General features: G+C 70.9%; 4 protein-coding genes. All 4 read left to right on the forward strand.

Going from position 1 to position 3,743, the window contains the following annotated elements; translation table 11 throughout:
- Positions 1 to 70: 70 nt before the first annotated feature.
- The 4 genes from PLJ28_RS15260 to PLJ28_RS15275 are packed head-to-tail and all read left to right on the forward strand — an operon-like array spanning position 71 to position 3,736.
- On the forward strand, positions 71 to 907 hold the full coding sequence (locus tag PLJ28_RS15260; RefSeq protein WP_255459353.1) for an enoyl-CoA hydratase/isomerase family protein: 837 nt from the start codon (positions 71 to 73) through the stop codon (positions 905 to 907).
- A 46-nt stretch (positions 908 to 953) separates the two neighbouring features.
- Positions 954 to 1,862 (forward strand): 3-hydroxyacyl-CoA dehydrogenase family protein, encoded by a 909-nt coding sequence (locus PLJ28_RS15265; protein WP_183523277.1) that lies wholly within the window; start codon positions 954 to 956, stop codon positions 1,860 to 1,862.
- Complete coding sequence (locus tag PLJ28_RS15270; RefSeq protein WP_324590377.1) at positions 1,852 to 3,138, forward strand: acyl-CoA dehydrogenase family protein; 1,287 nt, start codon at positions 1,852 to 1,854, stop codon at positions 3,136 to 3,138. Before PLJ28_RS15265 ends, PLJ28_RS15270 begins: the two co-directional genes overlap by 11 nt.
- 43 nt (positions 3,139 to 3,181) lie before the next feature.
- A complete protein-coding gene (locus PLJ28_RS15275) occupies positions 3,182 to 3,736 on the forward strand; it encodes a SixA phosphatase family protein (RefSeq protein WP_324590378.1) in 555 nt (184 codons plus the stop codon).
- Positions 3,737 to 3,743 lie beyond the last annotated feature (7 nt).

Below are 3,743 nucleotides of genomic sequence, written 5' to 3' on the forward strand. Positions count from 1 at the left end.
AGGTCCACCAGCTCACCATCGGCCGCACCCTGACCGGCATCGGCGCCTTCACCCGAACGCAGGCCTGACCATGACCCACCAGCAGACCCAACCGCAGGCCGACATCGCGGTCTCGTCGGAGAGCCTCCCGGAGGCCTTCGAGACGATCCTGGCCGAGGTGAGCGGGGCCGTCGGGACCATCACCATCAACCGCCCGGACAAACGCAACGCGCTGTCCCGGACGGTGCTGGCCGAGATCGGCCGGGTCCTGGACGCCTGGGAGGAGGACGACGACGTCTCCGCGGTCATCTTCACCGGGGCCGGGGAGAAGGCGTTCATCGCGGGCGCGGACATCTCCCAGCTCGCGCACTACGACCTGCCGTACGGCCTGGCGGCCCACATGCAGCGGCTGTACGACCGGATCCAGGACTACCCCAAGCCGACCCTGGCCGCCCTGAACGGCGTCGCGATGGGCGGTGGACTGGAACTGGCGATGAGTTGCGACATCCGGATCGCCGCGGAGCACGCGAGGATGGGCCTGCCGGAGACCACGCTGGGCGTGCTGCCCGGCGCGGGCGGGACCCAGCGCCTGTCCCGGCTGGTGGGCACCGGCCGGGCGGTGGAGATGATCCTGACCAGCCGGATCCTCACCGCCGCCGAGGCCGAGCGCTACGGCCTGGTGACCACGGTCGTCCCGGCCGCCGAGCTGCTCCCGACGGCGGCAGCCACCGTGGGCACCATCCTCACCAAGGGCCCGCTGGCGATCCGGCTGGCCAAGATGGTCATCGGCCAGGGCGCGGAGACCGACCAGAGGACGGGCCTGCTGCTCGAGCGGCTGGCACAGACCCTGCTGTACACGACCGAGGACAAGGCCGAGGGCGCCACCGCCTTCCTCGACAAGCGCACCCCGGAGTTCCGGGGCCGATGACGCGCGCGACCGACACGACATGGACGACCTGAAGGGTGATGCAGCGATGACGACGAACCAGAACGCGGACCAGACCACGACCCCGGCCACGGACGCCGGGGTCCGGCAGATCCTGGTGATCGGGTCCGGGGCGATGGGCCGGCAGATCGGCATGGCGGCCGCCGTCGCCGGGTTCACCACCACCGTCCGGGACGTGGCCGCCGAGGCGGTGTCCGCCGCGGAGCAGGACATGCGCACCTGGCTGGACGGCCGGGTCGCCAAGGGCCGGATGGACCAGGAGACCGCTGACGCGGCCTGGGAGCGGATCACGTTCACCACCGACCTGGAACCGGCCATCACCACCGCCGACCTGGTCATCGAGGCCGCCACCGAGAAGCTCGACGTCAAGCGGTCGGTCTTCGCCGAACTGGACCGCCTGGCCCCGCCCCACGCCATCCTGGCCACGAACTCCTCGACCTACGGCTCCTCCGCGGTGGCCGATGCCACGGGCCGGCCCGAGAAGGTCTGCAACATGCACTTCTTCAACCCGGCCCTGGTCATGAAGGCCGTCGAGGTCGTCCGCCACGCCTCGACGTCCGACGAGACCGTCGCGACCGTCGAGGCCGTGGCCCGGGCCATGGGCAAGGTCCCGGTGCTGCTCACCAAGGAGGTGCCCGGTTTCGTGGCCAACCGGCTGATGGGCGCGGTCCGCAACGAGGCACTGGACCTGTACTCCCAGGGGGTCGCCTCGGTGGAGGACATCGACGAGGCCGCCAAGAACGCGCTGGGCCACCCGATGGGTCCCTTCGAGCTGATGGACCTGGTGGGCCTGGACGTCACCTACCTCATCCGCCAGGCCACCTACGAGCTCACCGGGGACGAGGCCGAGAAGCCGCACCCGCTGCTGGAGCAGAAGTACCGGGCCGGTGAGTTCGGCCGCAAGACCGGGAAGGGCTGGTACAGCTATGGACACTGAGGCGATGCCGCAGGCCACGGGCCCCCACTCCGTGGACTGGGCGCAGGACACCGCGGGATACCTGGACTCCCTGCGCTCCGGGCTCACCACGGCCCGGGACACGGACTACCTGCTGCTCGAGCAGGACCTGCCCGAGGACGCACGGCGGGCCCGGGCCTCCGTGCGGGCCTTCGTGGACCGGGACGTGCTCCCGGTCATCAACGGCTACTGGGAACGGGCCGAGTTCCCCTACGAACTGCTGGAACCGCTGGCCGCCACGGGCGTGGTCGGAGGGGCCATCACCGGGCACGGCGCGCCGGGGCTCTCGCGGCTGGCCGCCGGACTGGCCACGGTGGAGCTGTCCCGCGGGGACGGGTCGATGAACACGTTCCTGGGCGTCCAGGCCAACCTGTCCATGGGCACGATCAACATGCTCGGCTCCGAGGAGCAGAAACGGCGCTGGCTGCCGGACATGGCGGCCCTGCGCAGGATCGGGGCCTTCGCGCTGACCGAACCCCGGCACGGCTCGGATTCCGTGAACCTGGACACCACCGCCCGCCGCGAGGGCGACACCTGGGTCATCAACGGCGCCAAGCGGTGGATCGGCAACGGCTCCATGGCCCACCTGGTCATCATCTTCGCCCGCGACGAGGCCGACGGGCAGGTCAAGGCCTTCGTGATGGAACGCGAGGACCCCCGCGATCCGGAGGACCGCCCGGAGGGCTTCGACTACCAGGTCATCGAGGGAAAGGTCGGCAAGCGGGCGATCCTGCAGGCCAACCTGTCCTTCCGGGACCTGCGGATCCCCGAGCAGAACCGGCTGCCGGGGGCCCAGGGCTTCCGGGACGTGTCCCGGGTCCTGGCGACCACCCGCGGTGGTGCGTCCTGGGAGGCGCTGGGGCATGCCCTGGCCTGTTTCGAGGCGGCCGTGACCTACGCCGAGGTCCGCGAGCAGTTCGGCCGCCCGGTCGGGTCCAACCAGCTCGTGCAGAACACGCTGGCACAGATGCTCACCGAGCTCACGGCCATCCAGTTGCTGTGCTTCCGGATGGCCCACCTGCAGGAGACCGGCCAGTGGACCGGGTCGATGGCCTCGATCGCGAAGATGCACACCGCCAACAAGGCCCGCTGGATCGCCCAGCAGGCCCGGGACCTGCTGGCCGGCAACGGGCTGCTGCTCGACTTCCACGTGGCGCGGCACCTGACGGACATGGAGGTCGTGCACACCTACGAGGGCACCGAGTTCATCCAGTCGTTGCTGATCGGACGGAAGATCACCGGGCAGAACGCCCTGTGACCCCGGCCGTCCCGGTGACCGGGGCGACCACTACGCTGGGTCCATGCCCTCCGACGTCGTGAACCCCGCCTCCCGGAACCGCACCGGGGAGAAGACCCTGGTGATCCTCCGCCACGCCAAGTCCGACTGGCCCAAGGGCGTGCCGGACCACGAGCGGCCCCTGGGCGGGCGGGGCAACCGGGAGGCGCCGCTGGCCGGGAAGTGGCTGGTGGAGCACGGGATCTACCCGGACATGATCCTGTGCTCGGACGCCGTGCGCACCCGGCAGACCTGCACCTGGGTCTGCAGCGAGCTGGGCGAGAAGGCGCCGACCCCCTACCTGGACTCCCGCCTCTACGACACCGATGACACCGGCGCCCTCGCCGTGATCAACGAGACCGAGGAACAGGTGCGGACCCTGATGGTGGTCGGCCACCTGCCGTGGGTCCAGGACCTCGGGATGCGGCTGGCCTCGATCGACTCCGACGAGGAGGCGGTGGTCAGCATGGCCGAGCGCCTGCCCACGCTGGGCCTGCAGGTGTTCGCCGTGCCGGGGGAGTGGGCCACCCTGGACGGCCGCGACGCGCGGATGACGCACTTCGTCGTGCCGCGCCCCTGACGCGTCG

Origin of the sequence: Citricoccus sp. (assembly GCF_035445025.1) — a bacterium.
Classification (GTDB): Bacteria; Actinomycetota; Actinomycetes; order Actinomycetales; family Micrococcaceae; genus Citricoccus.